This is a genomic window from Paraburkholderia piptadeniae (assembly GCF_900007165.1).
GTDB lineage: Bacteria > Pseudomonadota > Gammaproteobacteria > Burkholderiales > Burkholderiaceae > Paraburkholderia > Paraburkholderia piptadeniae.
The window spans coordinates 57,602-82,285 of the sequence record NZ_CYGY02000065.1 but is presented as its reverse complement, the minus strand read 5'-3'; the positions used below and the strand labels follow the sequence as shown (position 1 = coordinate 82,285).

At 58.1% G+C, this 24,684-nt stretch carries 24 protein-coding genes and 2 pseudogenes; 11 read left to right on the top strand and 15 right to left on the bottom strand.

Annotation, left to right across the window (positions count from 1 at the left end; all coding sequences use genetic code 11):
* Nucleotides 1–125 precede the first annotated feature (125 nt).
* Nucleotides 126–1,261, top strand: a protein-coding gene (locus BN2476_RS31795; RefSeq protein ID WP_438942917.1) for an IS3 family transposase whose coding sequence is annotated in 2 segments (ribosomal slippage) — nucleotides 126–390 and nucleotides 390–1,261 — 1,137 coding nt in all. Because the reading frame shifts where the segments join, the coding sequence is not laid out codon by codon here.
* 40 nt (nucleotides 1,262–1,301) lie between these two features.
* Here BN2476_RS31795 and BN2476_RS31790 read toward each other — a convergent pair.
* Nucleotides 1,302–1,553, bottom strand: a pseudogene (locus BN2476_RS31790) (GntR family transcriptional regulator); the annotation flags it as partial.
* Between the two features lie 359 nt (nucleotides 1,554–1,912).
* Between BN2476_RS31790 and BN2476_RS31785 the strand changes: the two are divergent.
* The 5 genes from BN2476_RS31785 (at nucleotide 1,913) to fdhA (ending at nucleotide 6,404) form a co-directional block, all read left to right on the top strand.
* The gene (locus tag BN2476_RS31785; protein WP_087738161.1) at nucleotides 1,913–2,266 is read left to right on the top strand and encodes a helix-turn-helix domain-containing protein; all 354 of its coding nucleotides are present in this window, start codon (nucleotides 1,913–1,915) and stop codon (nucleotides 2,264–2,266) included.
* Entirely contained in the window at nucleotides 2,188–2,421 is a 234-nt protein-coding gene (locus tag BN2476_RS49770; protein ID WP_369122658.1) for a hypothetical protein, read from the top strand. The genes BN2476_RS31785 and BN2476_RS49770 overlap by 79 nt, the downstream gene beginning before the upstream one ends.
* A gap of 232 nt (nucleotides 2,422–2,653) precedes the next feature.
* Nucleotides 2,654–3,784, top strand: a complete 1,131-nt coding sequence (locus BN2476_RS31780; protein WP_087738160.1) for an FAD-binding oxidoreductase — start codon at nucleotides 2,654–2,656, stop codon at nucleotides 3,782–3,784.
* 131 nt (nucleotides 3,785–3,915) lie between these two features.
* Nucleotides 3,916–5,145: a M24 family metallopeptidase gene (locus BN2476_RS31775; protein ID WP_087738159.1), complete on the top strand. Its 1,230-nt coding sequence runs from the start codon at nucleotides 3,916–3,918 to the stop codon at nucleotides 5,143–5,145.
* 56 nt (nucleotides 5,146–5,201) lie between these two features.
* Nucleotides 5,202–6,404: a formaldehyde dehydrogenase, glutathione-independent gene (gene fdhA, locus BN2476_RS31770; RefSeq protein WP_087738158.1), complete on the top strand. Its 1,203-nt coding sequence runs from the start codon at nucleotides 5,202–5,204 to the stop codon at nucleotides 6,402–6,404.
* Between the two features lie 146 nt (nucleotides 6,405–6,550).
* Here fdhA and BN2476_RS31765 read toward each other — a convergent pair whose 3' ends face one another.
* The gene (locus BN2476_RS31765) at nucleotides 6,551–7,171 is read right to left on the bottom strand and encodes an LPS-assembly lipoprotein LptE (RefSeq protein ID WP_087738157.1); all 621 of its coding nucleotides are present in this window, start codon (nucleotides 7,169–7,171) and stop codon (nucleotides 6,551–6,553) included.
* Between the two features lie 535 nt (nucleotides 7,172–7,706).
* On the opposite strand from BN2476_RS31765, the gene BN2476_RS31760 reads away from it, so the two are divergent.
* The gene (locus BN2476_RS31760) at nucleotides 7,707–8,600 is read left to right on the top strand and encodes a GNAT family N-acetyltransferase (RefSeq protein ID WP_087738156.1); all 894 of its coding nucleotides are present in this window, start codon (nucleotides 7,707–7,709) and stop codon (nucleotides 8,598–8,600) included.
* A 446-nt stretch (nucleotides 8,601–9,046) separates the two neighbouring features.
* Nucleotides 9,047–10,174, top strand: a complete 1,128-nt coding sequence (locus tag BN2476_RS31755; RefSeq protein ID WP_087738155.1) for an aminotransferase class V-fold PLP-dependent enzyme — start codon at nucleotides 9,047–9,049, stop codon at nucleotides 10,172–10,174.
* Nucleotides 10,175–10,497: 323 nt separating this feature from the next.
* Here the strand turns inward: BN2476_RS31755 and BN2476_RS31750 are convergent, their stop codons facing one another.
* Genes BN2476_RS31750 through BN2476_RS31740 form a run of 3 tightly spaced genes read right to left on the bottom strand, consistent with a single transcriptional unit; the run spans nucleotide 10,498 to nucleotide 13,916 of the window.
* A complete protein-coding gene (locus BN2476_RS31750; protein WP_087738154.1) occupies nucleotides 10,498–11,337 on the bottom strand; it encodes a VOC family protein in 840 nt (279 codons plus the stop codon).
* Between the two features lie 11 nt (nucleotides 11,338–11,348).
* The gene (locus tag BN2476_RS31745; protein WP_087738170.1) at nucleotides 11,349–13,010 is read right to left on the bottom strand and encodes a bifunctional 3-(3-hydroxy-phenyl)propionate/3-hydroxycinnamic acid hydroxylase; all 1,662 of its coding nucleotides are present in this window, start codon (nucleotides 13,008–13,010) and stop codon (nucleotides 11,349–11,351) included.
* Nucleotides 13,011–13,067: 57 nt separating this feature from the next.
* The gene (locus tag BN2476_RS31740) at nucleotides 13,068–13,916 is read right to left on the bottom strand and encodes a fumarylacetoacetate hydrolase family protein (RefSeq protein WP_087738153.1); all 849 of its coding nucleotides are present in this window, start codon (nucleotides 13,914–13,916) and stop codon (nucleotides 13,068–13,070) included.
* A gap of 283 nt (nucleotides 13,917–14,199) precedes the next feature.
* Between BN2476_RS31740 and BN2476_RS31735 the strand changes: the two genes are divergently transcribed.
* On the top strand, nucleotides 14,200–14,985 hold the full coding sequence (locus BN2476_RS31735; RefSeq protein ID WP_087738152.1) for an IclR family transcriptional regulator: 786 nt from the start codon (nucleotides 14,200–14,202) through the stop codon (nucleotides 14,983–14,985).
* A gap of 212 nt (nucleotides 14,986–15,197) precedes the next feature.
* Here the strand turns inward: BN2476_RS31735 and BN2476_RS31730 are convergent.
* Together BN2476_RS31730 and BN2476_RS46690 are read right to left on the bottom strand one after the other, a co-directional pair.
* Nucleotides 15,198–15,507 (bottom strand): annotated as a pseudogene (locus tag BN2476_RS31730) (DDE-type integrase/transposase/recombinase); the annotation flags it as partial.
* 425 nt (nucleotides 15,508–15,932) lie between these two features.
* Nucleotides 15,933–16,094: a hypothetical protein gene (locus tag BN2476_RS46690; protein ID WP_160111792.1), complete on the bottom strand. Its 162-nt coding sequence runs from the start codon at nucleotides 16,092–16,094 to the stop codon at nucleotides 15,933–15,935.
* Between the two features lie 170 nt (nucleotides 16,095–16,264).
* Here BN2476_RS46690 and BN2476_RS31725 point away from each other — a divergent pair, with 170 nt between their 5' ends.
* Nucleotides 16,265–16,966: a GntR family transcriptional regulator gene (locus BN2476_RS31725; protein ID WP_087738169.1), complete on the top strand. Its 702-nt coding sequence runs from the start codon at nucleotides 16,265–16,267 to the stop codon at nucleotides 16,964–16,966.
* A gap of 47 nt (nucleotides 16,967–17,013) precedes the next feature.
* On the opposite strand, the gene BN2476_RS45840 is transcribed toward BN2476_RS31725, so the two are convergent.
* The 8 genes from BN2476_RS45840 to BN2476_RS31690 form a co-directional block, all read right to left on the bottom strand.
* A complete protein-coding gene (locus BN2476_RS45840; RefSeq protein ID WP_143811090.1) occupies nucleotides 17,014–17,244 on the bottom strand; it encodes a hypothetical protein in 231 nt (76 codons plus the stop codon).
* A 255-nt stretch (nucleotides 17,245–17,499) separates the two neighbouring features.
* Nucleotides 17,500–18,045, bottom strand: coding sequence for a flavin reductase family protein (locus BN2476_RS31720; protein WP_235851044.1), 546 nt, complete (start codon nucleotides 18,043–18,045; stop codon nucleotides 17,500–17,502).
* Between the two features lie 103 nt (nucleotides 18,046–18,148).
* Nucleotides 18,149–18,817 carry a 4-carboxy-4-hydroxy-2-oxoadipate aldolase/oxaloacetate decarboxylase gene (locus tag BN2476_RS31715; protein ID WP_087738150.1) on the bottom strand — a complete coding sequence of 223 codons (669 nt, stop codon included), beginning with the start codon at nucleotides 18,815–18,817 and terminating at the stop codon, nucleotides 18,149–18,151.
* Nucleotides 18,814–19,491: an RraA family protein gene (locus BN2476_RS31710; RefSeq protein WP_087738149.1), complete on the bottom strand. Its 678-nt coding sequence runs from the start codon at nucleotides 19,489–19,491 to the stop codon at nucleotides 18,814–18,816. Before BN2476_RS31710 ends, BN2476_RS31715 begins: the two co-directional genes overlap by 4 nt.
* A gap of 2 nt (nucleotides 19,492–19,493) precedes the next feature.
* On the bottom strand, nucleotides 19,494–20,156 hold the full coding sequence (locus BN2476_RS31705) for an RraA family protein (RefSeq protein WP_087738148.1): 663 nt from the start codon (nucleotides 20,154–20,156) through the stop codon (nucleotides 19,494–19,496).
* A gap of 14 nt (nucleotides 20,157–20,170) precedes the next feature.
* Nucleotides 20,171–21,175 carry a DODA-type extradiol aromatic ring-opening family dioxygenase gene (locus BN2476_RS31700; protein WP_087738147.1) on the bottom strand — a complete coding sequence of 335 codons (1,005 nt, stop codon included), beginning with the start codon at nucleotides 21,173–21,175 and terminating at the stop codon, nucleotides 20,171–20,173.
* A 27-nt stretch (nucleotides 21,176–21,202) separates the two neighbouring features.
* Nucleotides 21,203–22,216, bottom strand: coding sequence for an amidohydrolase family protein (locus BN2476_RS31695; protein ID WP_087738146.1), 1,014 nt, complete (start codon nucleotides 22,214–22,216; stop codon nucleotides 21,203–21,205).
* A gap of 58 nt (nucleotides 22,217–22,274) precedes the next feature.
* Nucleotides 22,275–23,234 (bottom strand): PDR/VanB family oxidoreductase, encoded by a 960-nt coding sequence (locus BN2476_RS31690; protein WP_087738145.1) that lies wholly within the window; start codon nucleotides 23,232–23,234, stop codon nucleotides 22,275–22,277.
* A 273-nt stretch (nucleotides 23,235–23,507) separates the two neighbouring features.
* On the opposite strand from BN2476_RS31690, the gene BN2476_RS31685 reads away from it, so the two are divergent.
* A complete protein-coding gene (locus BN2476_RS31685) occupies nucleotides 23,508–24,650 on the top strand; it encodes a WD40/YVTN/BNR-like repeat-containing protein (RefSeq protein WP_087738144.1) in 1,143 nt (380 codons plus the stop codon).
* The last annotated feature ends 34 nt before the right edge of the window (nucleotides 24,651–24,684 follow it).

Here is a 24,684-nt window from a genome sequence, read left to right as displayed (position 1 = left end):
CGTCGGCAGCGTCAGATGTGTATAAGAGACAGATCCAGAGGTGGCTCCGGAAATTCGGACAGTTCATTGAGTGGAAAAGCTGGGGCGTGAGTCGGTCATAATGGCCGGCGACAAGGAACCAGAAGATGACGAAACGAAACCGACGGACACACTCACCGGCATTCAAGGCAAAGGTGGCACTAGCGGCGCTTAAGGGCGACAAGACGCTGGCAGAGTTGGCCCAGCAATTTGATGTCCATCCGAACCAGATCACGGACTGGAAGAAGCAGTTGCAGGAGCGGGTTGCCGATGTGTTCGACGCGGGCAACGCGCCCCCAGCTGCACCGCCAATCGACGTGAAGGTGTTGCACGCGAAGATCGGACAGTTGACGTTGGAGAATGATTTTTTAGAAAGCGCGCTCAGCAAGGCGGGACTGCTGGGCGTAAAGCGATGATCGATCGTGATCACGCCCTGCCGGTGACGCAGCAGGCCCGGCTGTTAGGCATAAGCCGCTCGAGTGCCTATTATCAGTCGCGTGGGGTCAGTGAAGCGGATCTGAAATTGATGCGGCGGATTGACGAGCTTCACCTCGAGCATCCATTTGCCGGGGCGCGAATGTTGGCACGTCTACTGCGTCGCGAAGGTATCACAGTCGGACGCAGGCACGTCGGCACCTTGATGAAGCGCATGGGCGTCGAGGCGTTGTATCGCAAGCCAAACACGAGCCGCAAGCATGCAGCCCACAGGATCTGGCCGTACCTGCTGCGCAACCGGAAAATCGATCGGGCCAATCAGGTCTGGGCGCTCGATACGAGCTATATCCCGATGGCGCGGGGCTTCGTCTATCTGACGGCCGTCGTGGACTGGGCGAGCCGCCGGGTGTTGGCGCACCGGGTGGCGATCACGCTGGAGAGCTGCCATGCTGTCGAGGCGCTGGAGGAAGCGTTTGCGAAATATGGGCTGCCTGAGATCGTCAACACGGATCAAGGAAGCCAGTTCACCGCAACCGAATTCACCGACGCGGTTCTCGGCCGGAAGGTTCTCCTGTCGATGGACGGAAAAGGCGCCTGGCGCGACAACGTGTTCGTCGAACGGGTGTGGCGCAGCGTCAAATATGAAGAGGTTTATTTGAAAGCGTACGACTCGATAGGCCACGCGCGTCGCTCAATCGGCAATTACCTGAACTGGTATAACCAGAATCGGCCTCATTCGAGGCTGGCCGATCAGACGCCGGATGAAGCATACTTCGCCACGCTGCCAGCGATAAAATCGGCAGCTTGATTGCCTCAACAATTCCACTTAAAAATCTCGGGACCCTGTCCGAACAAGCGGAGCCACCTCTATTCGCCTCGAGTTCGATATAGCCTTCAGCCGCCATCTGCCGCATGAGTTCGCGCACCGGTGGGCGCGACAGCCCGAACTCCTCGCTCAGTGCTACCTCGTCCAGGGTCGAGCCCGGCGCCAGCTCCATACTGAGGATGCGATGCCGTAGGGCCTGTCCCAAGGCTGCCTTGCGGTCCTGGGACGAAGCCTGTCCATCCTCACGGTCCATTTCAACGACGTTCGCCTTCATGTGCTCTCCTGTTGCTACCATCGTGTGTCTACAAATTGTATTCGTCAAGAAGACAATGTGTCTAATAAGGGAAGTCACTGAGAAAACTCCCTTGGCTCGGTGATAACTTGCCGCCGCCTGCGGTTGTGCGACTGCGCTTCGTGTAGCGGCTTTGCCATCTTATTTATGCTTTACATGAAAAATCCTGCCCTCCTTGTCGTGCTGAGAAGTAGCCAATCAACCCAGCCGCTCCTGTCCGGTTCGGAATCGTCCGTCTGCCGAATTGCACTCTCACGGCATTTTCCGGCTTCATCGATACTTTGCGACTTGCGGGCTACGTAGGTGATAAATGCAGACGGGCGCGCTGCGCCTGGCAAATCGTGGGCGAGAACCTGAATCCCGTGAGAGCGGGCCGCGGTGTGCAAATGTGGGCGTGGACGATCTTCGACGAGGCCGCCGACTATGAATACGTCGTCGTCATCGATGGCTTGCTTCATTCAGGCTCGGCGACGCTCGAGTACCTGAGCAAAGCGGCATTGTCAGGCAAAACGCTTGAGCGCCTCTTCAGCACCGAGGCAGGCCGGAATCCCGCAGCTTACGGAAGACAAATCCGTGTGCGCGTTGCCGCGTGGCTGTTACGTCGTTATGAAAAAGCATCAATAACGTTGCAGACGCGTGCGGGTTCACGGATGCGTCTCACGTGGGACGAGAGTTCAAGCGCGTCGTTGGCATGACCCGCAAAGCATGTAGAGAAAGCGACCCTGAAAAGTTGCCAGAAGCGTTGCGCGTGCTTCTCGAAGGGACGGACCTCGATAAATTGAATCTGTCTGGTACAGATGCTGTCGTCCCGTTCCTGTCCGCGCCGGCGGGGCCGCCATGCGACGCATAACTTAATGTAATAGCGCCGCGAAAATAAAGCGCATTGACGCTGACTTATCGCACACCAATACTCAAGGCACAGCGAAGGCAGTCCGACCGAGAGATGCAATTTCAAAAGAATCGAGCCCGGCAGCGATGCTGAGCGCCCCCGCCTTCGCGCTTTTCGACAACGCACGTTGAGCAGTTCACGCGCTGGTAGGCAGCCGAATGAGCGCGCAAGGTGTCCCAACAGATTTGATTCTATGAACCCGGTAGAAAGAATGTTCGACCCTGCGCCGGAAACCGAAGACAGACTGTCCAACGCCAGTACATGGGAAAGTGGTGGAAAGCTTTGGGCAAGCAGTGAACAGCAGTCACTCACATGTTGTCGAGTAGTTGACGAGACCCATGACGTCAAGAGCTTTGAATTCCGTGTGGGCGATGGTTCACCCGTTCGTTTCGAACCGGGTCAATTCATGACCGTGTCGGCGAACGTGCAAGGCCAGGCGGTCGAGCGCTGCTACACGATTTCTTCTCCGCCTACGCGCCCCTTCCTGTTGTCCATCACTGTAAAGCGAGTGCCGGGAGGCACACTGTCGAACTGGCTTCACGACAACATGAGGCCCGGAAGCCAGTTGCGCGCGTACGGCCCATCGGGGAGCTTCACCTCGACATCTGCTCGCGCCGCGAAGTCGCTGTATCTGTCCGCAGGCTCAGGAATTACGCCGCTAATGTCGATGACGCGCGCGAGCATCGACCTGGGGCTGGACCGGGACGTCGTTTTCGTTCACAGCGCGAGGACACCCGGAGATATTGTTTTCCGCAAAGAGCTGCAAAGGCTCGTCGAGCTTTCTCCCCGCCTTCGCACGTTCTTTCTGTGCGAAGGCGTTGGAGATGAAGAGGGTTGGTCGGGACCGACCGGTCGACTCAGCCTGGAACTTCTTTCCGAATGGGTACCCGACTATGCCGAGCGCGAAGTGTTCACTTGCGGCCCGGCGGGCTACATGACCGCTGTGCGGGCTTTGCTCCACCAAGGTGGGCACGACCCGGCACGCTACCACCAGGAAAGCTTTGATTTCACCGCTGCTGCCGTGCCTGAACCAGCTGCACTGGAAAACAGTACCGCTCAAGAAACCTTCACCGTGAAGCTCTCGCGTTCTTCGAAGACATTCACGATGAGTGCTTCGGAGACTGTCCTCTCCGCCGCAAGAAAAGCCGGAGTTGCAATCCCGTCGTCTTGCAGTCAGGGGATATGCGGCACATGCAAGACCAAAGTGCTCGAAGGCACAGTCGACATGAATCACAAAGGCGGGATTCGCGACAGAGAGGTCCAAAAGGGACTCCGTCTGCTCTGCTGTAGCCGCCCGACATCAGACCTGGTGCTGGAGCTTTGACTATCACCAGCATCTCTTTGGGCAAATGAAAGCGGCACCGAATACTGCGCGGCCGGCTAAACGCCGACCGGCTGGACCGCTTGTTACTTCGTGCAATCCCACACTCACAATAATGTCAGGAGCAACACAGAATGACGGATGACCAGCTCTTCGATGCAGGTACCGCAGTCGCATCCGCCGGAAAGGAAAGCGTACTCCGCGACGTTCGAGCTTATCGGCTCGCTCGCGTGCAGGAGCAATTGCGCAAGCACAAATGTCCCGCGATTCTCCTCTACGACCCGGTGAACATTCGATACGCCACCGACACGTCGAACATGCAAGTCTGGGCTGGCCGCAATCCCGCACGATACGTGATGGTCTTCGCTGACGGGCGCATCGTCGCATGGGAGTTTCATAGCAGCGAGCATGTATGGGACGGGCTGGACCTGAACGTCGAGCTGCGCGGCGCGCTCAGCTGGACGTTCTTCAATGCAGGCCATGAAGCCGAGCGCCGCGCTGAAACCTGGGGAGCCGAGATAGTCGACGTTTTCCGGAAGCATGCTCCGGGCGACAGTCTGTTGGCAGTGGACCGGCTTGACCCGTTCGGCACGGCCTATCTGGAGAAGCATGGAATTACCCTGCTGGACGGGCAGGCCCTGATGGAGACGGCGCGCTTGATCAAGTCATCTGGTGAGCTCGTTCTGATTGGCGAGTCTTTGCGCACGGCCGAAAAAGGTATTGAGCGCATGCGACGTGAACTCCGCCCGGGAGTCACCGAAAACGACATATGGGCAAACCTGCACTACGAGAACATCCGAAACGGTGGCGAGTGGATTGAAACTAGACTTCTCGCGTCCGGTGACCGGACCAATCCCTGGATGCACGAGTGCTCCAGCCGGGTTTTGCAAGCTGGCGACCTCCTGGCGTTCGATACGGATATGGTTGGGCCGAACGGTTACTGCTCGGATATTTCACGCACCTGGCTGGTAGGTGACGGCCGACCTTCCGACGAGCAGCGCAAGCTTTATGAGCTTGCCTACGCGCAGGTCCACTTCAATATGGACCTTCTGCGACCGGGCATGACATTCCGTGAGTTCTCGGAAAAGGCATGGAAGACCCCGGACCCGTTCATCAAGAACCGGTATTGCTGTCTTGCGCACGGTATTGGGATGGTCGACGAGTACCCCTCCATTGCGCACCAGGTCGATTGGGAGAGTTCGGGTTACGACGGCTTGTTTGAAGTCGGCATGACGGTGTGCGTCGAAAGCTATATCGGCGCGGAAGGCGGCACTCAGGGCGTGAAGCTCGAGCAGCAGGTGGTGATCACGGAGAACGGTTGCGTCTCTCTTACCGATTGCAGTTTCGAGACCGACTGGCTGTGACGTTGCTCGAGTAGCAACGCGTTCTATTCCATCTACACATGACATCAGGAGACAGCATGTCAGGCAATCGTGGAGTCGTTTATGTCGGTCCAGGGAAGGTCGAGGTGCAGAAAATCGCCTTTCCGGAACTCGTCGACCCTGCCGGTAGGAAAGCCAATCACGGCGTCATTCTTCGTGTCGTCGCAACGAATATCTGCGGGTCGGACCAACACATGGTTCGCGGCAGGACAACGGCTCCTGCCGGGCTCGTCCTCGGCCATGAGATAACTGGCGAAGTGATTGAAGTCGGTTCCGACGTCATGACGTTGAAGAAGGGCGACCTGGTCTCTGTCCCGTTCAACGTGGCTTGCGGTCGATGCCCGATGTGCAAGGCGCAAAACACCGGGGTCTGTCTCAACGTCAATCCGGCGCGCGCGGGCGGTGCTTACGGATACGTTGATATGGGCGGCTGGATTGGCGGTCAGGCCGAGTACGTCATGGTGCCGTACGCGGACTTCAACCTCCTGAAGTTCCCGGACCGCGACCGCGCCATGGAGAAGATTCGCGACCTCACCTGTCTGTCGGACATTCTGCCTACCGGCTACCATGGTGCCGTGACAGCCAGAGTCGGACCCGGCTCAACTGTCTATGTCGCCGGCGCGGGCCCCGTCGGGCTGGCCGCCGCAGCATCCGCGCGACTGCTTGGTGCGGCCGTCACCATCGTTGGCGACGTCAATCCGACACGGCTCGAACATGCACGACGGGTCGGTTTCGAAACCGTCGATCTTTCAGAAGATGCCTCGCTCGCCGAACAGATTGCCAACCTGCTTGGCGAACCGGAAGTGGACTGCGCTATTGACTGCGTTGGATTCGAAGCACGCGGTCATGGTCACTCCGGTTCGCGAGTCGAGGCCCCTGCGACCGTCCTGAATTCGCTCATGGAAATCACGCGTGCCGCTGGCAAGATCGGTATTCCGGGTCTGTATGTGACCGATGACCCCGGCGCTGCGGATTCCGCCGCGAAGCACGGTAGCCTTTCTGTGCGCTTCGGCTTGGGCTGGGCAAAGTCGCACTCCTTCTTCACTGGCCAAACCCCAGTGATGAAGTACAACAGGAATCTGATGCAGGCGATTCTATGGGACCGGTTGAATATCGCTGAGGTCGTCAACGTGACCGTCATCGAACTCGACCAGGCACCCGGCGGCTACGCCGAATTCGATTCCGGCGTACCCAAGAAGTTTGTTATTGACCCGCACGGTAGTCTGAAAGCCGCAGCCTGAAGCGGCTTACTGTAGCGACGAGAAAAGTTGTGTGCATGTCTTTGAGGTGAGCGCTTTGCGGCCGGTCCTAGGACCGGCTCCTTTTTTCGTTGAGGTTCGCATCGAACGTCGCGTCTGCAGCAGGCAGCGGACGTTCGTCGAAACCGTCAAAGCTTTGCAGAGTTTGGCTGCTGCGCGGTTGTTGGCGTTTCTGGCGCGACGGGCTGATTGCGCGTCCAGTTGATGAATCCATTGAGCATCGGGTGAAACAGCGGATCATCAAGTCCTGCCATGTTGAAAGCGGTCATGTCTATTAGCAGAACGGTTTTTCCGGTGCTGGCATCAATCGCCTTCAGCGTTCCCTCGAAGTTGTAGCCGCCCTTGAATATCGCATTGGGCTCGACGATCAGGAAAGGACCTATCTCTTTACTAAGGTTATTGAGTCCGACAAGATCCGACACACTCGGAACCTTGCTGCCAAGGTTGCGTTCAATAACGATTGCCTGCAAATCATCTTTTGTCACGACCTTCTTGAAGGTGTGCATTTCTTTAAGAGCCGCAGCAAAAAAATCTACAAACCGTGGGTTCGGCGTTTCAGCGTTTATCTTCAGATAGACCATTTGGCTGTAAGCCGGGTCAAACTTCTCCGCTACGCGAACGTCCGCAGGTTTCAGTACGGTATGGGTTGCATAAAGACCGGATGTCGGGTCCGGCTTTTCGACGTGCAGGGTCGTGTTGCAACCTGCAAGCAAGCCGGCGAACAGCAGTGCAAATGCGAAACGAAGCATAAAATCCTCGAATTGATTGTGTAACTGGTTCTATATCGGCATTGGACATGAAACCTTGAATTTTCGAAGCCGGGCTGCTTGCTTTTCATTCGATGGATTTCAGTGTCCTTTCGCTTTAATTTCACCGCTGTTCTTCATTCTTTACTTTCGTAGTAGACGGCATATGCCGTTGGGATCATGAGACCCGCAAGGATCTCCTTGCGCTCGCACTATTAAAGATGAGCTTTTCCGCCAGAGCGGATCACTTGCGGTCATTCCCGATCCGTTCGATCGAAAGAACAATCCGGGTCGAGAGTACGCATTCGCGGACAATGAACGCGACATTCGAGGGTGTAGATATCCGAATGGCGGGAAGGCAAACCCGAAGTTGCCTCATGAACCGTGAGGTCTGAATGTCGGAAATGGCCGAGGTGCCTGCGTTGGCCATCGGGCTGTGCTCGGGCCAGATACGGACGCGGCGCAGCCATTGATTGGGCGCTTGGCTCTGCCATGGCCTTCTGCTATAGATCTAGACGTTGTCACGCAGGAGGTGCCCATGCCGCTCGTCCGACCTGCAAGCGCTGGCGAACTGGGGCGCGCCGAAGAACTGGTTGCCCGCAGCATCAACGACCTGACCGTCCGCCACGGTTTCGGGCCGATCGCCACGTCGCGGCCCGCGGATTTCCAGGCGTTCTGCCTTCGAGACGATCCGCGCGGAGTGTGGCTGGCCGAGGATGATGGCGAAATTGTCGGCTTTGCCCTGAGTTGGGTTTGTGGCCGGCTCTGGTTCCTGGCGGAACTGTTCGTTGCACCCGGCCGGCAGGGACAGGGCATCGGCAACGAACTGCTGGACCGCACCCTGCAGCATGCGAGCCAGGCCGGTGCGACCGAAAAGAGCCTGATTACCTTCGCCTTCAACATCGTGTCCCAGGGACTGTACGTGCGGCACGGTTTATTACCACGCGTGCCGATCCATTTGTGCAGGGCCGAGCGCGAGTCATTGCGCGAGGCGCATGGTCCAACGCTTTGCGCGACGCCCATCGGGACGGCTGCCGTCGATCTCGAGATGCTGCGGCAACTCGACGTGGCAACCCTGGGTGTTTCGCGAGAGAAGCATCACCGGTATCTGCTGGGCGATCCCAGGATGAAAGGTGTTTTCCTCGAAGAAGGCGGCGAGCGCGTCGGGTACGCGTACGTTGCAGCAACGGGCCACATAGGTCCCCTGGCGATCATGCATGCGCATGCAATGCCTGCTGCATTCCGGGCGGCGCTGGCGATCGCCGTCGCCGGGGATGCAAAGCAGATCTCCGTGTTCGTTCCCGGGACGAGCGATGCACTGGCGATCGCGGCCAGTCAAGGCATGCGCTTCGCACTTCCGATGGTGCTGATGTCGACGAGCGACTGCGGCGACTGGACGCGCTATTTCCCGCGAAACCCGGGCTTCATGTGAGGCCGCTTCGGGCATGGGGACCCCGGGCTCGTATAACCGCGACGGGTCGATATTGCCCATCCACCGACGCAACACGGACATTCGCGCTGTGGCCCGGAATACAACCTGTAGCTGCCACACCAGCACAGCTGCTCGACCGTCCGCAATGGCCCGACGTGACTGGAGCGCATCGGGGACGCGCCCGATAACCGTCGAGTAAGGTCTTCATGGCACACTCCCATAAGAAAGATGGGAGTTCCATTTTGAAACGACGTTCCGGCCGAGGTTCACAATCGTGCCGATTGCTACCACTGGAGCATTCCCAACCGGCGTGAACCGTGAACCGATGGCTGATCCACCCTGAAACTTGCCGGATGGGTAACGGAGGCGGCCCGGCCGACGCCGTTGCAGGTGGCTTTCGTTAGAATCTGTTTTCGATTCTTTATTTGTTATTACCGGAGGCGAACGTGCCAAGTTTACTTCCCCATGTCGACCGCGAGGGACTCCTCGAATATTCAGTCGTTTACACCGACCGATCGATCAATCATATGTCGCAGCTCTTTCAAGGTGTCGTACGCGATATTTCCGGCGCCCTGAAAAAAGTTTACAACGCGAAGTCGGCCGTTGTCGTCCCGGGCAGCGGGACTTTCGGCATGGAAGCCGTCGCCCGTCAGTTCGCGACGAGCAGGAAGTGCCTGGTCATCCGCAATGGCTGGTTCAGTTTCCGCTGGTCGCAGATTTTCGACATGGGCGGCATTCCGTCTGAATCGGTGGTGTTGAAGGCGCGTCCGGTCGAACAAGGAAGGCAGGCCGCATATGCACCGGCTCAGATCGAAGAAGTGGTCGCGGCAATCAAGGAAAACAAGCCGGATCTGGTCTTTGCGCCGCATGTCGAAACCGCATCCGGGATGATGCTGCCTGATGCCTACCTGCGCGCGGTGTCCGACGCTGTTCATGCCGTCGGCGGCATGTTTGTACTGGATTGCATCGCCTCCGGTACGATCTGGGTGGACATGCAGGCAAGTGGCATCGATGTCCTGATCAGCGCGCCGCAAAAGGGATGGAGCGCGCCACCGTGCTGCGCACTGGTCATGCTCAGCCCTCTCGCCCGCGAAAGAATCGACGCAACAACCAGCACCAGTTTCGCTTGCGATCTTCGCAAATGGCTGCAGATCATGGAAGCCTACGAGAACGGCGGGTTCGCGTACCACGCCACGATGCCTACGGACAGTCTCGCGACGCTGCGCGACGTCATGAAGGAAACCGAGGCATATGGCTTCGACAAGGTGAGGGCGGAGCAGCTTGAACTCGGCAAGCGCATTCGCTCACTCTTGAGTGGCAAAGGTTTCAAAAGCGTCGCGGCCGAAGGTTTTCAGGCTCCGGGCGTCGTGGTCAGCTACACGGACGATGACGGCATACGATCCGGCAAGAAATTCGCCGATGCCGGCTTGCAGATCGCGCCCGGCGTTCCCCTTCAATGCGACGAGCCTGAAGACTTCAAGACCTTCCGCGTCGGATTATTTGGCCTGGACAAGCTGCATGACGTCGAAGGCGCGGTCGCCAGGCTCGCGAAGGCGTTGGACAGTATTCTTTAAAGCGCTTTTCCGGAGCATGTGCGTATGGCTCGCGCTCGCAACCGCATCGGCAGGAGGACTCCGGAACCTGCCGGAATAGCTATGCGCACGTTTCGGCCTGAGCGGACGTTGAACGAACAACGCTTAGTGGCCGTTCAACGATCCAGACCAGCCATTGGTCACACAGCCAGGTCGGACGGCACCGAGATCGCGAGAAATATAACCGGCTCGAAATTGAACGGTCAGCTCGAGGACCCGCCGAGTCGCTGGATGCGCTCACCGGATCTGAAGTCGCAAGATCACTCGGCCCTTATCGCTTCCGCCCGGTATATTCTGGCGCGCGCTTATGTGCGGATCCAGCCTCGTCCCCAGGAGTTCAACGTGTATTCTTCATGAGGCCAGACGCCCGGAGGATGAGCCGCGTCTACTCGCTGAAGGTCACAGGAGAGTTCAACCCGATTGCCATCTGGGTCGGTGATCATGAAGAACAGGTTGTTACCCGGACCATGCCGTCCCGGACCAAAGAAGATCGAGTATCGTGCCCGTGCGAAACGGTCACCCCAGTCGCGGATATCGTTCCAGGACGAGGTTTCGTAGCAGTGGTGATCCCAGACATCCTGCGAGCCTCGAAAGAATGCAAGTGAGTGATGCTCATCGTCCGAGCGCAGGAAGCACGTCGTGACTCGCCCCTCGGTGTCGACGACTTCATCTGAGATGACAAAGCCGAGTTTGTTGACGTAGAAGTCGAGCACCGCCTCGAGCTGCGTCGTCTGAAAAACAGTGTGCTGTAGCCGTGCGGGAAGCTCGTCAGGGCTTCGCTGCTTGTTGGGTACCCCGATGATCAGACAACGCCCTTGCGGATCGCGAATGCGTATGGCACCTTGCCTGAAGAAAATCTCGTCGGCCGGAGTCGTGGTTTCCGCAAGGTCACCGAGTTTCGCCTTCAATGTGGCAAGGGCTGCTTCATCGCGCGCGGCATAGGCGGCTGCGGCGAACTCGCCTGATTTTCCATAATGAACCACGATTGCCCGTGAACCACCAGCGAGAGCAATCTGGTTGCCGTTATGCGGCACCACCTTGAGGTCGAACAGATTAGTGTAGAAGCTTCCCAGTCGTTGGGGATCTTCGCTTGTGACGTGAAGATGATGAAGGGCCAGTGGCGTATCGGTTTGAAGCGTGATCATCTAGGACTCTCTTATTCTGTGGCAAGAACGTGCGAAGGTGTTGCTTGCGGGTGGCCGACTACGGCGCTGTGCGGGTTCGCCGTTACGTCTGCTGCAGCGAGATAGCGCGACGCAAAGGATTCGGCCTCGGTGGCGCGAAACACGCCAGCTACGTATCGATCCGGACGTACAAGGATGAAGCATCCTTTCGCCGCTGCATACATCGACGGAATCGCCGCCGTTGCGAGGGTTGTCTGGACGAAGCTGGTTGTGCGATTCGAGTCGGTCTGACTGGATGTCGTGATCGCAATCTTCGTCGCCTTGATCCGCGCCCATACGGGCAAAGATGCGACTGCGTCTAGTGCTTCGTCATCGACATCGATCGCAAGCAATGTGAAGCCGTGACCGGTGACTTCATCCAGCAGCATCCTGCTTTGTCCGAACCGCACTTCGGGCTGCGGCGACATGGTGCCAACGGCATCGGCGCAAACGCTTGAAGACGCATCAATAAGGCCTGCGCGAAAGCGTGGCTTCGGTTTGAACTTCATTTTCAGGAAATAGTCCCGGACCGGGGGCACGATCGCGGTTGCGCGGAAGAACGTTGCAGTGGCCCAAGCCTGCAGTTTGCTGGCCGGCGCCATCACAAATCCGAGTTGCAATGCGAGCCGGATCAGCGCCCAGGCGTGGTCGCGGCGCTCCTGTTCGTAGGTTTCAAGAACAGCTGGTCCCACCGTGCCATTCAGAACGGCAGCGAGCTTCCACCCAAGATTGTGTGCATCGCGGACGCCGCTATTCATGCCTTGACCCGCATAAGGTGGAGTCAAGTGTGCTGCGTCCCCGGCGAGGAAAACCCGGCCGACTTTCCACCGGTCGGCCACGCGGGCGTGAAACGTATAGACGGTCTTCCGAACGATGTTGACCGGCCGATCACCTTTGAAGGGGCGAAGTAGTTCGCAGATGCGCTCCGGCTTCAGGATCTCCTCGTCGGTCTCACCGGCTTGGAGGAGAAACTCGTACCGTCGTGTCTTGTTCGGCCCGGGTACGTCGACAACAGGGCGATCACCGTCGCAAAATGCGCGGGTCTGCCAGAACGAATCGTCATCGTTTTCGATGTCGATTACCAGCCAGCGGGCCTTGAAGGACGACCCGACGAGCGTCGCGCCAATCTGCTGCCGCACGCTGCTGCGTCCGCCGTCGGTGCCCACGACATAAGCCGCTTCAATGGTGTGAAGGCCGTTGGTGCTCGCGACGTTCGCGCGCACGCCATCGGCGTTGTGCGCAAAATCGACGAGCGTATGGCCGAACAGCACGCGCACGCACGGGAAGCGGCACAGCCCCTCCCGGAGAGAGGCCTCGAGTAGCGGTTGGCGGAACGCGTTGCGGCGGGGAAAGCCGTACTCGCTTGCGGTGGGTTCGACTTTTCCAAAGCAAATGCCACCAGGGCGCGTGTAGTAATGCACGCCGTAGCCCTTGACGACGTTTTCGAGTACGGCTTCTGCGAGGCCAATAGCCTGCATGGTGCGAAGCGACTCGTCATCGATCGATACAGCCCGCGGCTCTCCGACAGTCGACGCTTTGCGATCAATCAGAATCGTTTCGATTCCCTGTTGCCCGAGTATGTTGGCCAGAGTCAGGCCAGTCGGGCCTGCACCGACGACGAGTACCGATGTCTTCAGGGTCTTTGGGTTGTCCATCTTCTTGTCTCCGTCCATGCCAGCAGCCCCAGACGGGGCACCGGGACGCGCTCTGACCTACTCGTCCTTGATCGAATTGCGCAATGTACCGATGCCCGAAATCTCGACTTCGACCACATCGCCGGGCTTCATCCACAGCGGGGGCTCGCGGAATGCACCGACACCTCCCGTGGTGCCAGTGATGATCACGTCGCCTGCATGCAGCTCGGTGAACGTCGAGCAATAGGCGATGACATCGCCAACACTGAAGATCAGATCGTCGGTGGTGGCTGCTTGCACAACTTCACCGTTCAGGCGCGTCGTCAGCGAGAGCTTTGACGGATCGGGAATCTCGTCCGTCGTCACGAGCCACGGCCCGAATCCACCCGTTTGCGGGAAGTTCTTGCCGGGCGTGAACTGGATCGTGTGTTTCTGCCAGTCGCGCACACTACCGTCGTTGTAGCAGGAGTAGCCCGCGACGAATTCGAGTGCGTTTTCTGAGGAAACGTGGCGTGCCGTGCGGCCGATCACAACGGCCAGTTCGCCTTCGAAGTCGAGCTTTTGCGATGCGCGTGGTCGGATGATCGGTTGTCCGTGAGCCACCTGGGAATCGGCGAAGCGGGTGAAGAACATTGGGTGTTTCGGCATCTCGCGGCCCGTTTCCTTCACGTGGGAAGCGTAGTTGATGCCGACACACAGAATCTTGCCGGGGGCCGGGATGACCGGGAGGAAACGTACCTGATCGAGCGGAATGAGCGCTGTCTCTCGTTCGGCGATCGTCGCGATCGCTCCAAACGCACCGTTTGCAATGGCTTCCTGCAGCGTGTGTCCAACGTCCGAAGCGTACGGGCCGAGGTCAAGGACCCCGTCACCGCGCAGCACTCCAAAGGAGGTCTTTCCCGCATGTTCAAAACTCAAAAGCTTCATCACTTCTCTCCGGGTTTAGTCTTCATATATGCTTAATTAGCGCATTGAGATGTGTATTATTATCATATTTAAGGAAATATACAGATATAGTAAACCCTTGGTACTGACACGACGGAATGTGGTAGCGTGCGCGAACAGTCACAAGGCTGGTACAAGGAGGGTTGCGCGAACATCGACGACGGACTGTGGATGCTCCGTGCGGCGCTGAAATGCCATATAGTGAAAAATTAGGCAGGCGGCTCGCTTCTCCGACGCGCCTGCTGGATTCAGACGGATCTTTAGAATGGCGACAGATCGTGCGCTTGGCGTCCTCGGACTTTTTTCCCTTGAGAAACCTTTGTGGAGCGCGGACGAGATCGTCCGGGAACTGGGCGTTTCTCCGAGCAGTGCATATCGCTATCTGGCTAATTTGTCGGAGCTTGGGCTCGTTGCCAGCGCTGGAGGGGGGAGGTATGTGCTCGGGCCGGCAATCATCCAGCTCGACCGGCAAATACAGTTGACGGACCCGATGCTGCAGGTCGCGCGCCCGGTGATGAAGGATCTGATCGAGTTCGCGCCCGCCGGCTCAGTGATGCTGCTTTGCAGAGCGTTCGGTGATTCGGTCCTGTGCGTACATCAGGCGATGGGCAAGGGCCCGCAGCCCGTCGTCAGTTATGAGCGTGGCAAACCGATGATCATGTTCCACGGGGCAACGTCGAGGATCATTCTTGCGTTCCAGCAAACCCGACCTTTGCAGGCGATCTACGAACGAAATGAAGCCGAAATCAAGGCGGCGGGACTGGGGCAAGACTGGGCTTCATTTCGTGCTGGACTGTCCAAGCTTCGGCGAGCCGGGTTCGTGGTATCACGGGGGGAAATCGATCCCGGGCGCGTGGGCATCGCTGCCCCCATCCTGAATGAAGACGGGCGTGCGATCGGCAGCCTGAGCTATGTGATTGCCGATTCGGTTGCAGACACCGGATGCGTCACGCGGCTGTCTCATGTTCTGATGGGGGGCGCCCGAGAGATCAGTCTTGGTATGCTTGCTGTTGGTACGGCGACACCTGACGACCGGAAGCGCATTGCGTAGTCAGTCTGCCTGATTTCCTTATTCGTGCTTGATTGGCAGTTCCTAGCCTCCACTATTCTGTCTGGGCGAGCAGGCGGGGTATCGCAAGCCCCGAGCATGCTTGCATTGCTGAGGCAGACCTGTCAGGTCAATTGAGCGAATCGCTTGTTCCCGCAACGATTTCGCAACTCGGGGATGAGGATGACCAGCTGAATCTGGTTCAATAGGAATGCTTATATAACCAGAAAATGAAACTGGTCGTCGACCGTTCGAGCGCGGCCGTCGTCACCCGGTTGTCTCTTGCGGATCATATGTATGGTTTCGATGCCCGAAAGGATGATGCGGGCGCAGTGGAAATTCTTGAAGTCCATCATCGGCCTGATATTGCGTTTGATGGCCCGATGGTCCTGCTCGATGATGTTGTTCAGTAGCGGCGCGCCGCAGCCTTGTCATGACGGGCCCGCAGCAAGAAATCCACCGTATTGCCTGCCTCGTCGACGCACGGAACGGGAACTTCCATTGACCTTTCACCTTGACGTAGGTGCTCCAGTGATCGACCTAGATTCCGCGCTCAGTCATCACTTCCTCGAACTGTTTTGGGCAGGTTGCCAACCGCGGCACTTCGACGCCGCTGCGCAAAAGGACCGTCGCATCCCGGCCCTGCGCCAAGCGGCGCCCGGTATTTGAGCCGGCCCAGCGGCCATCAGGGGCCTTTTGATTTTGAGATTCCAGGTCACTAATCCAGGTCGCGTGGCGAGCGTCGGGGCTCAACGACGATGGTTTCATTGCCGGGCGGCAAAGGGAGCGAGAATCTCGCTAGACAGAATGGGCGAGCATCGACTATGCAACCAACTTCGTTGCCTGCTGTAGATACATTGCATTTAAAAGCAAAGCCAACATAAAATACTAAACAGTAGGGGAATACCCCGTTAAGTTGTAGACGGCAGCACTTGCCTTGGCAGGCAGTGTCAGTTGATTTCGTCGTTCCCGACTTGAAAGCTGCATTTCAGGGTGCGGAAGAGGTCAAGCCCGAAGCCGCGAAGCGGTGTGCCGAAGGCATCGGCTGAAGGTTCGACGCGCTCCAGAGAATCATTCCACTGGTCGGGACCGGGCGACATCTCCGCTGACATTGTCTGACCGGTCGAGTACCGGCTAATACAGTTAAGGACATACGTAATGCGCGACGTAGAACTTCGCGGGCCCGGGGCGACGCGCAGGGCAGCGAGGGTCCGAAGCCCAAGTGCCGGACCACGACGTGTCGTTGACGTTTGCGCCTGGAATTCTGGAATATAATACGAAAATGAATACGATTGCGATCCCAGGCCGAGTGACTTCCGGCGAACTTCTGGAATTGGACGGCAGTGACTTCCCGGCTCAGGTGGCGGCAGAGACACGCAAACTGATCAACCGCGGAGTGCTTGCACCTGGCTTCCAACTGCGACAGTCTGATCTCGCCGAGCGCTTCGGGATTAGCCGAGTGCCCGTGCGTGAGGCGCTGAAACTGCTGGCCGCTGAAGGCATCATTGAACACGATCCGAATCGTGGGTTCTTTGTCGCCCAACTGTCGAGCGACGAGGCACGGCAACTATATCGGATGCGGCAATTGCTCGAAGCTGAATTGCTGATGACCATCGAGTGGCCGACGCCCGCGCAGATGAAGCAACTCAAGGCAATGCTCACGGATCTTGAGCATTTGCTCGGGGCGGGTAATCGCGAGGGCTGGATCGAGCAACACCGCGCATTCCACGACATGATTTTCGATCTGTCACCGAACAAGGTGCTGAAGCGTGAAGTGCTGCGATTGATGCGATTGACCGATCGCTATCGTGCATTGGCCGCAGATGTCTCAGCGAACCCTGAGCACCGCAGTGCGAATATCGAGGCGCGGTTGGTGAAGGCGTTGCAGAGTAGGGATAAAGACTTGCTGCTCGCGACTTACGAAAAGGGGCGATCAATAGTTTTGAGCGGCTTGATGGCGGTGCTTGCGGCCAGAGAGACCTGATCAACAGAAGAGGCGCCCACCGTGCCCCTTTTCACATCAAAAGCCGATTAGAACGTCGTGAGCATGCCGAGTTCGGTCACCGAGTGGACTTTGCCGTTTGACACGGTGTTGCCGATTTCAGCGGCATACGCGCCGTTGATGTGCCGATATACGCTCGTCAGATAGACCTTCGTGCGCTTGCTCAGCGAGTCGAGACCGAACATCGCGCGCATCCCGCCACCAAGGTCTTCACTACCACGGAAAAAGAACTTTGACGGGAAGATGGTCGAGTCCTGCATCTGGCAACGCGTTTGCCATTCGAGTTGCTGTAGAAAGCAACGCCTTCATCGAGAGGGCCACCTAAAGTGATGCTGCTTTGCGCGTGAGCAATGCTCATTCCGAAAGCACAAAAAGCGACGCCCGCGCAAATACGGGACATACGAAACTCCGAAACCTTTCCATTCTCCCGCACTAGTTGCCGTTTATCAGTACAACTTTATGTTGAACAGAGTGATGCGGTGTGTGCGGTGTATTCCTCCTGTGAAATTATTGAACTAGTCGGACCCCCAGTTCGAGATCCAAAGCATGTCGTGGAAATCGACGGCCTTATTGGTTTGAAATTCACCGTAGGAACCCTGCGAATACAGCAGCGGGGTCTTTACTTCCGTATTAATGGCGGTTCCCTCCACGTGGCCAAAAATCACGGCATGCGTGCCGATTTCGACGATACGTTCGACGCTGCAATCGAAGTTCACCATGGCCGTGGCCAACGCCGGGGCGCCGGTCTTAATGCGATTCCACGTGCCGGCCTGGAATTTCTCCTGAGGCGAGATAGGGCGAGAAAACCGTTGTGCCAATTCCTGCTCGCTGCGCGCCAGCACATTGATGACGAAATGACAGGTCGCCTGCACGTGTGCTAACGAGGAATTTGCGCGATTGATACAGACCAGCAGGATAGGGGGCGCGGCACTCACGGAGGTCACGGCGGTTGCTGTCATGCCAGCAAGTGGACCATCAGCGTCAGAACCGGTTGTGATCAAACACACGTGCCCGGTGAGGCTGCGCATGGCACGCCTAAATTCAGATTCTTCGATGCTCAATTGCGTTCCATGTCATAAAAATCTAGTTAGACTAAAAGAAACACGGGTGGCGTCCCGAAAGACGGCCGCCCCGTGAGAGAGATTCGCACGTCTCCGCCGGTTACTAATTCCAGCCGAAAATACTGAGCGTGCTTTCGCCTACCTCAAGCCGTTTCAACTGCTGTGCTTCTGCTGCCTCACGTGCTTCCGACGCTGCAATAGCGGATGCGACTTGCTCTCGCGGAATGCAGACGACACCATCTTCGTCACCAACAATCAGGTCACCTGCATTAACGGTCACGTCGTCGAGTCGGATCGGTGCGTTGATCCAGCCACGGGCGCCAAAATCTTTTCCTGTGCCGCGAATACAAAGTCCTCGGGCGAAAACTGGGAACCCGATCTCGGACAGCAGTCGCTGATCACGAACACACCCGTTAATGACGAGACCTGCAAGTCCGCGAACCTTTGCGGCCGTTGACATGATCTCACCCCAGTACCCATGTTCATACGATTCACTTACAGAGACGACTAGGACGTCGCCTGGTTGTGCGGCGTAGATCGCCCGGTGCAACCACAGGTTGTCACCACCCGACGAATGGACGGTCACAGCTGGGCCGCATACCTTGAAGCCAGGTGCCACAGGGTGGATTGCGGCCGGCAGTGCACCAATCTTGCCAGCCGCTTCATGCAGGGTGGCAGACGGTAATTTGCCAGCCGCCTTAATTAGTTTGGTGTCCGGACGTTGAACGTCGAAGCGTGTCGTCTCTCCCGGATTGAAACGCGGGCCTGTCATGCTTTGCTCCCGGTGTTGCGCGTTTGCAATTGATGGTACTTGAATTGCTTACGCGCTTCGTCGAGGCGCATGCCGGACGCGACTGCTGCACGAATGGCTTTTTCTGCTGCGTCGATTTCTTCCGCGGCGGCGAGCACACGTTCTTCGTGTTCATTAGGAATAGAAATCACACCATCGGCATCACCACGCAGGAGATCACCCGGAGCAACACGTACGTCGCCGACGTTGACCGGCACGTTTGTGGCTTCGACTTGCACGCGATCCTTGCCCGTGCGCATCCAGTTGTCCCTGGAGAACACCGGATAACCGAGCGACAGGCAGAGATGGACGTCGCGGTTGATGCCGTCGATCACCGTGCCGGCGATGCCGCGACGGTGTGCGATTTCGGTCATGATGTCGCCCCAAACGGTTGCATCGGTGCGACCGCCGTTGTCGAGAACGATCACGCTGCCGGGCGGCACGTCGTCGATGAAGTCACCGACCGTGCCTGCGGGAGAAGCAGCCGGGCCGTAGAGGATCGTGAATGCACGGCCAGTCATGCGGAAGGACGGGTCACGCGGCTTGATCCGGCTGCACTGGCCGTTGAGGCCCAGACGATCGAGAGCGTCGCTCAGGGTCGCCGTTTCGAGTTTCGCTGCACGTGCAACGTTCTTGTCTTGTTCGATTTCGGACATGACTAATCCTTAAGCATAAATTCGTAGTTGCCGCCCATCACCTCGTGGATGGGGGTGCCTGCCAGTACAGCCTTCGCCATCAGGGCTTCACGGGCCACGATCGACTCGGCGGTCTCGACCACGCGTGCGACGTTGGCAGCGCTGATGAAGATCACGGCGCTGCTGTCGGCGATCACATAATCACCGGCATCGACGGCGGTACCGAAGACCTCAACCGGAACGTTGACGCCCTTCTCGACGATGCGACCTCGGGCAGTGCGGGCGGTGAACGCGTTCGTGAACACCGCCAGATCCATCTCGCGGGATTCATCGATATCACGGACCGGACCATCGGCGATCACGCCAGCGATGCCGCGAACCTTGGCGCCTAACGAGAGGATGCCACCCCACGAACCGGCTTCGATGCCAGTACGCTGCTCGACAACAATCACGTCGTCGGCACCGCCAAGTTCGATAGCGGTGGTGCCCAGGTGACGCGGCGGGCCTGGAGGCGGATCACCAACACCGAGTTTCATCGTGATCACGCGACCTGCGATACGCTTGGTGCCCGAAGCCTGCTGCACACCGCTGACGACGCCGGTCAGACCGAGTTTGTCCAGCGCATCGGAGACGGCGCAGCAGTCCAATCGCCGAAGGCGGTGGACGTATTCGTCTTTGCTTTTCATATATTTTCTAATCCTTATTCCTGGTCCGGCGACTTCCAGTAGACGAACCCCATGGCGTTGCCGGTACCGGCTTCGCTGCGGTAGCACGGCACGTAATCGACCACCGTCATGTCGAAGCCGATTTCGTCCATCACGCCAGCGACCGGAATCCAGTTCTTGATTTCCGACGTGCCTGCCTGGAAGATCGCTTCGTCAAGCTCGAATACCGGTGAGAAATCATGGTTCTTCATCGCGCTCAGGACCAACTGGTCAACGCGCTCGTCGATTACGAAGTGCGTCAGACCACCCGAGGCGATGACCGCAACGCGTGCATCCGTCTCCCACGACTGGATAGCGCGACCGATCGAGCGACCGAACGCGTGACAGCGGGCAACAGTTGGTTGATTCGGCGGGTAGAACGTGTTGACGAGCACCGGCACAGTCGGGATCACCTGATCCTTCATCAACTGACGGAACACAAACCCGAACGCGTGTGGCGTTTCGGTTTCCGACAGACGTTGAAGGGCTGCGACGTCGAACTGATCGTCCATCGCGGTCTTGATGACGTGCTTCGCGAGTTCGGGAACGCCCGAGTAACTCGCGGTATCCGGCATATAGCCAGGCATCGCGTGGCGCACACCCGGGGGCATCGTCTGAAGTTTCTCGTGGCTGATCATGTTGTTTACGATCGTCGGGCCACACATGACGCTGAGTGCGGGGATGCAGTCGGTATCGAAGATTTCCATCTGATCGTTGCCGACGATGACAACGACGTCTGGCTTCGCTTCAGCGAGAACCCGCGCCATCTCCTCGATAGCCGCGAGACACTGAGCGTGCCTGGCTTCCCATACGTCGAGCGTGATCTGCTCCCCGAGGTTCTCGGCACGCCGATAATCGACGAGTTCATCGAAGGACCACTCACGGCCCTCGAAGTGATGCTTGCTCAGTCGATCATCGGGTACACGAGCGCCCCAGGTTTCAGGCGGCGTCACGAGCATGGGACCGTGCGATGTCCCCATTCCCAGTACGATTTTTGCCATGATTTCGAATCCTGTGAGCGCCGGGGATTATTCGTAATCCGCGAGGTCGAGCTTGAAGAAGTCGCGGGCGTTGCCGAAGAAGATCTTGTCTTTCTCTTCCGGCGACAGCCAGTCGAAGCCCTGGATGTACGGCTTGATGTCGTCGAACGTGCGATCCGTATCCGGATTGATAGCTGAGCCGACGCCAGGGCACTCGGCGCCGAACAGGCAGCGATCGGCACCCACGGTCTTGATCAGGAGACGCAGCGACTCTTCCGAGTAGAGCACGGTGTCGTAGTACAGGTTACGCATACCGTCGAGGAAGTTGCGGCCGGCGCGTGCTGCACCCGACTGGAAGCGACCGATCTGATAGGGGATCGAGCCGCCGCCGTGCGAGATCATGATCTTCAGCTTCGGGAAGTCCTTGAACACGTTCGAATTGACGAGGTTGAACACCGCGATCGTTTCTTCGTTGATGAAGTGAACTGTGTAGGGCGAGCGAGCCGAGTGTGAACCCGTGGCGTGGATGTGCGCCGGAATGTCCAGTTCGCACAGCTTTTCGTACAGCGGGTACCAGTAGCGGTCACCCAGCCCCGGAGCTTCGCTGCCGCTGTTTTCGAACGGATCCGGGTTGAGCAGCACGCCCTTGAAGCCCAGTTCCTTCACTCCGCGTTCGAGTTCCGGCAGCACGTTTTCGATCGGGTCACCCGCAACTTGCGGCAGGCCGCCGACGCCGATAAAGCGCTTCGGCAGCAGCTTGACCGTGCGCGAGATGATGTTGTTCGTTTCTTCGGTGAACCAGTGCACGAGTTTGCCCGGCTTCTGGCTGTGCATCATCTGGAACGGGCGCGGCGACAGCAGCTGGACGTTCGTGCCCACGCGATCGAGCATGTCGAGGTGGCCGACCGGCGCCATTTCCTTCTTGTTGGCATAGTGCAGGATTTCTTCGTCCGTCACTTCCGGCATCTTGCGACCGTGCTCGCCGCGATGCGAGAGGATGTGTGCCTTGTAGACCCAAAGTTCGGCGGGCGGGCTGACGTGACCGTGGCAATCGATAATCACTTACTTGTCTCCTTAACTTGACGTGAGATGAGGGCGACGTGGTCGCCCGGTGTTCTACTTACAGATCGAGGACGAGACGATCGCCCTTACAGCCAGAACAGCAGATGATCATCGTGTTGTTCGCAGCCTTTTCGGGCTCCGAGAGAATGGCATCGCGATGATCGGGCTGGCCTTCGAGAACGCGGACTTCACACGCGCCGCACACGCCTTCTTCACAGGAATAGGAAATGGGGACTCCCGCGTCGCGCACGACGCTGAGAATCGTCTTGCCCTGCGGGACCGTCAGGGTTTTTCCGCTCTTGCGCAATTCGATGACGAAGTTGCCATCGAGTGCGGCTTCCTGCCTGGCGCTGAAATATTCGACGTGGACTTGTTCCTGGGGCAGCGATGCACACGCGGCTTCGAACGCTTCGAGCATCGGGCCGGGGCCGCAGCAGTAGAAGTGAGCGGTAGACGTTTCTTTCTTGACGACGTCAGCGATGTTGAGGAATGTGCCGGCCTCGGCATCGACGTGAACGAGCGCGCCTTCGAAGGTTTTCAATTCGTCGGCGAACGCAACGTCAACGCGTTCACGGCACGAGTAATAGATACGCGGCGATTGTCCGAGTTCTTTCAGGCGACGCGCCATACACAGAATAGGTGTAATCCCGATGCCGCCGGCGACCAGGACGGTGTGCTCAGCATCTTCATTGAGCGGGAAATTGTTGCGGGGTGCTTCGACCTGAATGAGATCGCCAACACGCATCGTTTCGTGCATATAGCGCGAACCACCACGCGATTGCGGATCGAGTTTGACGCCGACCACGTAAGAGCGCTGTGTCAGGCTGTTGCTGTATTCCAATAGCGAGTACTGACGGGTCAAGCCGTTAGGCAGAACGACTCCAACGTGAGCGCCCGGTTCCGCCCCGGGCAGCAGGTTGCCATCAGGGTCTTCGAACGTGAAGGCTAGCGTGTTTCGGGCCAGGTAGTTAATCGCCGTCAAACGCAGGGTCATCACTTCATTCAGTTGTTCACTCATGTCACCTCCAAAATCGTAGAACGCGGGGAACCGCGTAAACGGCGCGCAAGAATTACACATCACGCTTCCTTGTTTAAAAACTTCTGACGTCAGAATCGCGGGCACCGAAAGTTCCGTGGGCCGTTTGACGCGTAATTCTTTTTTGCATATTATTTGGCCTGACCAGAAAAAAGTCAAAGCCTCTTCGGCGCAGGATCTGGCGGAAGCAGTAGCGACTACGTTTCTGAAGAAAACAGGCGACATCAAACGGGGTGTTTCCCCTAGGGAGGAGAAGTGATCGCAGTTCTGACCACCAACGGTGGAACCGTCACGTACGGTGAGGGTGCGGCAACGACGCTGTTGGTCGCCACTATCCGCGGCATGCTCGTGTTCGAGCGTGCTGACGCCAATGCGCCGTGGAATCTCACGCGCAAGGCGCTCGAAGACCGGCACGTGAGCGCCTTGCTCTACGTGGAGAAAGCCGGTCTGCTGTTCGCAGGCGCACACGGCCAAGGCAGTCTGTCGGTCAGCAAGGACCTCGGGCAGACGTGGGAACCTGCTAACAACGGCCTCAACAGCGCGCATATCTACACGATGGCGCAGCAGGAGCGCGATGGCCGTACCGTTCTGTTCCTGGGCACGGAGCCGTCCGCGCTTTATCGCAGCGACGATCTGGGTGCCACGTGGGTCGAAATTGCCGAGATGATGACGGTGCCGGACCAGGACAAGTGGACGTTCCCGCCGCCCCCGCACGTCGCGCACGTGAAGAACATCTCGTTCCATCCGGCCGAACCGGAAACGCTCTATATCTGTATCGAACAGGGCGCGCTGCTCAAGACGGTCGATGACGGCAAGACGTGGACCGAGCCGCGTAGCTACGAATCGGAAAACGACAAGTTCTACCACGACAACCACCGCGTGCTGATTCGTCCGTCGAGTCCCGCGCAAATGTTCATGTGCGGCGGCGAAGGCCTGCACTACAGCGCAGACGCAGGCGAAACGTGGGTTCACCTGATGACGCGTCAAGACCTTATCGGTTATCCCGACGCGATGTTCATCGATCCCCGCAACGAAAACGTGCTGTATCTCGGTGGCCCGGGCAATGCACCGCGTGACTGGGGTGCACGGAAGTCCGCGGATGCCACGGTTCTCAAGAGCACCGATGGTGGCGTCACCTGGGACCATATGCGTAATGGTCTGCCCGAGGAAATCATCGGCAACATCGAGGGCATGGGTCTGTATCACTGGGGCGACAAGATCATGCTCATCGCCGGTACCGCGACGGGCGAGATTTACGCGACGGAGAACGACGGCGAAAGCTGGTACGTCATCTCGGACGACGTGCCGCCGATCTCGAAGGGTGGTCACTATCGCTGGTTCCTCGATGCCAAGGAACGCATGAACGTCGAAGGTCGTTACGGCCGCAACGAACACTGACCCGGCCACAGAAGCCGAACAAAAACTATTCTGC

Bases quoted from the DNA above. Each gene is read 5' to 3' on its own strand.
- BN2476_RS31780 (WP_087738160.1), top strand. From the start codon at position 2,654: ATGAACCCGGTAGAAAGAATGTTCGACCCTGCGCCGGAAACCGAAGAC.
- BN2476_RS31775 (WP_087738159.1), top strand. From the start codon at position 3,916: ATGACGGATGACCAGCTCTTCGATGCAGGTACCGCAGTCGCATCCGCC.
- fdhA (WP_087738158.1), top strand. From the start codon at position 5,202: ATGTCAGGCAATCGTGGAGTCGTTTATGTCGGTCCAGGGAAGGTCGAG.
- BN2476_RS31765 (WP_087738157.1), bottom strand. From the start codon at position 7,171: ATGCTTCGTTTCGCATTTGCACTGCTGTTCGCCGGCTTGCTTGCAGGT.
- BN2476_RS31760 (WP_087738156.1), top strand. From the start codon at position 7,707: ATGCCGCTCGTCCGACCTGCAAGCGCTGGCGAACTGGGGCGCGCCGAA.
- BN2476_RS31750 (WP_087738154.1), bottom strand. From the start codon at position 11,337: ATGATCACGCTTCAAACCGATACGCCACTGGCCCTTCATCATCTTCAC.
- BN2476_RS31745 (WP_087738170.1), bottom strand. From the start codon at position 13,010: ATGGACAACCCAAAGACCCTGAAGACATCGGTACTCGTCGTCGGTGCA.
- BN2476_RS31740 (WP_087738153.1), bottom strand. From the start codon at position 13,916: ATGAAGCTTTTGAGTTTTGAACATGCGGGAAAGACCTCCTTTGGAGTG.
- BN2476_RS31735 (WP_087738152.1), top strand. From the start codon at position 14,200: ATGGCGACAGATCGTGCGCTTGGCGTCCTCGGACTTTTTTCCCTTGAG.
- BN2476_RS46690 (WP_160111792.1), bottom strand. From the start codon at position 16,094: ATGTCAGCGGAGATGTCGCCCGGTCCCGACCAGTGGAATGATTCTCTG.
- BN2476_RS31725 (WP_087738169.1), top strand. From the start codon at position 16,265: ATGAATACGATTGCGATCCCAGGCCGAGTGACTTCCGGCGAACTTCTG.
- BN2476_RS45840 (WP_143811090.1), bottom strand. From the start codon at position 17,244: ATGCAGGACTCGACCATCTTCCCGTCAAAGTTCTTTTTCCGTGGTAGT.
- BN2476_RS31715 (WP_087738150.1), bottom strand. From the start codon at position 18,817: ATGACAGGCCCGCGTTTCAATCCGGGAGAGACGACACGCTTCGACGTT.
- BN2476_RS31710 (WP_087738149.1), bottom strand. From the start codon at position 19,491: ATGTCCGAAATCGAACAAGACAAGAACGTTGCACGTGCAGCGAAACTC.
- BN2476_RS31705 (WP_087738148.1), bottom strand. From the start codon at position 20,156: ATGAAAAGCAAAGACGAATACGTCCACCGCCTTCGGCGATTGGACTGC.
- BN2476_RS31700 (WP_087738147.1), bottom strand. From the start codon at position 21,175: ATGGCAAAAATCGTACTGGGAATGGGGACATCGCACGGTCCCATGCTC.
- BN2476_RS31690 (WP_087738145.1), bottom strand. From the start codon at position 23,234: ATGAGTGAACAACTGAATGAAGTGATGACCCTGCGTTTGACGGCGATT.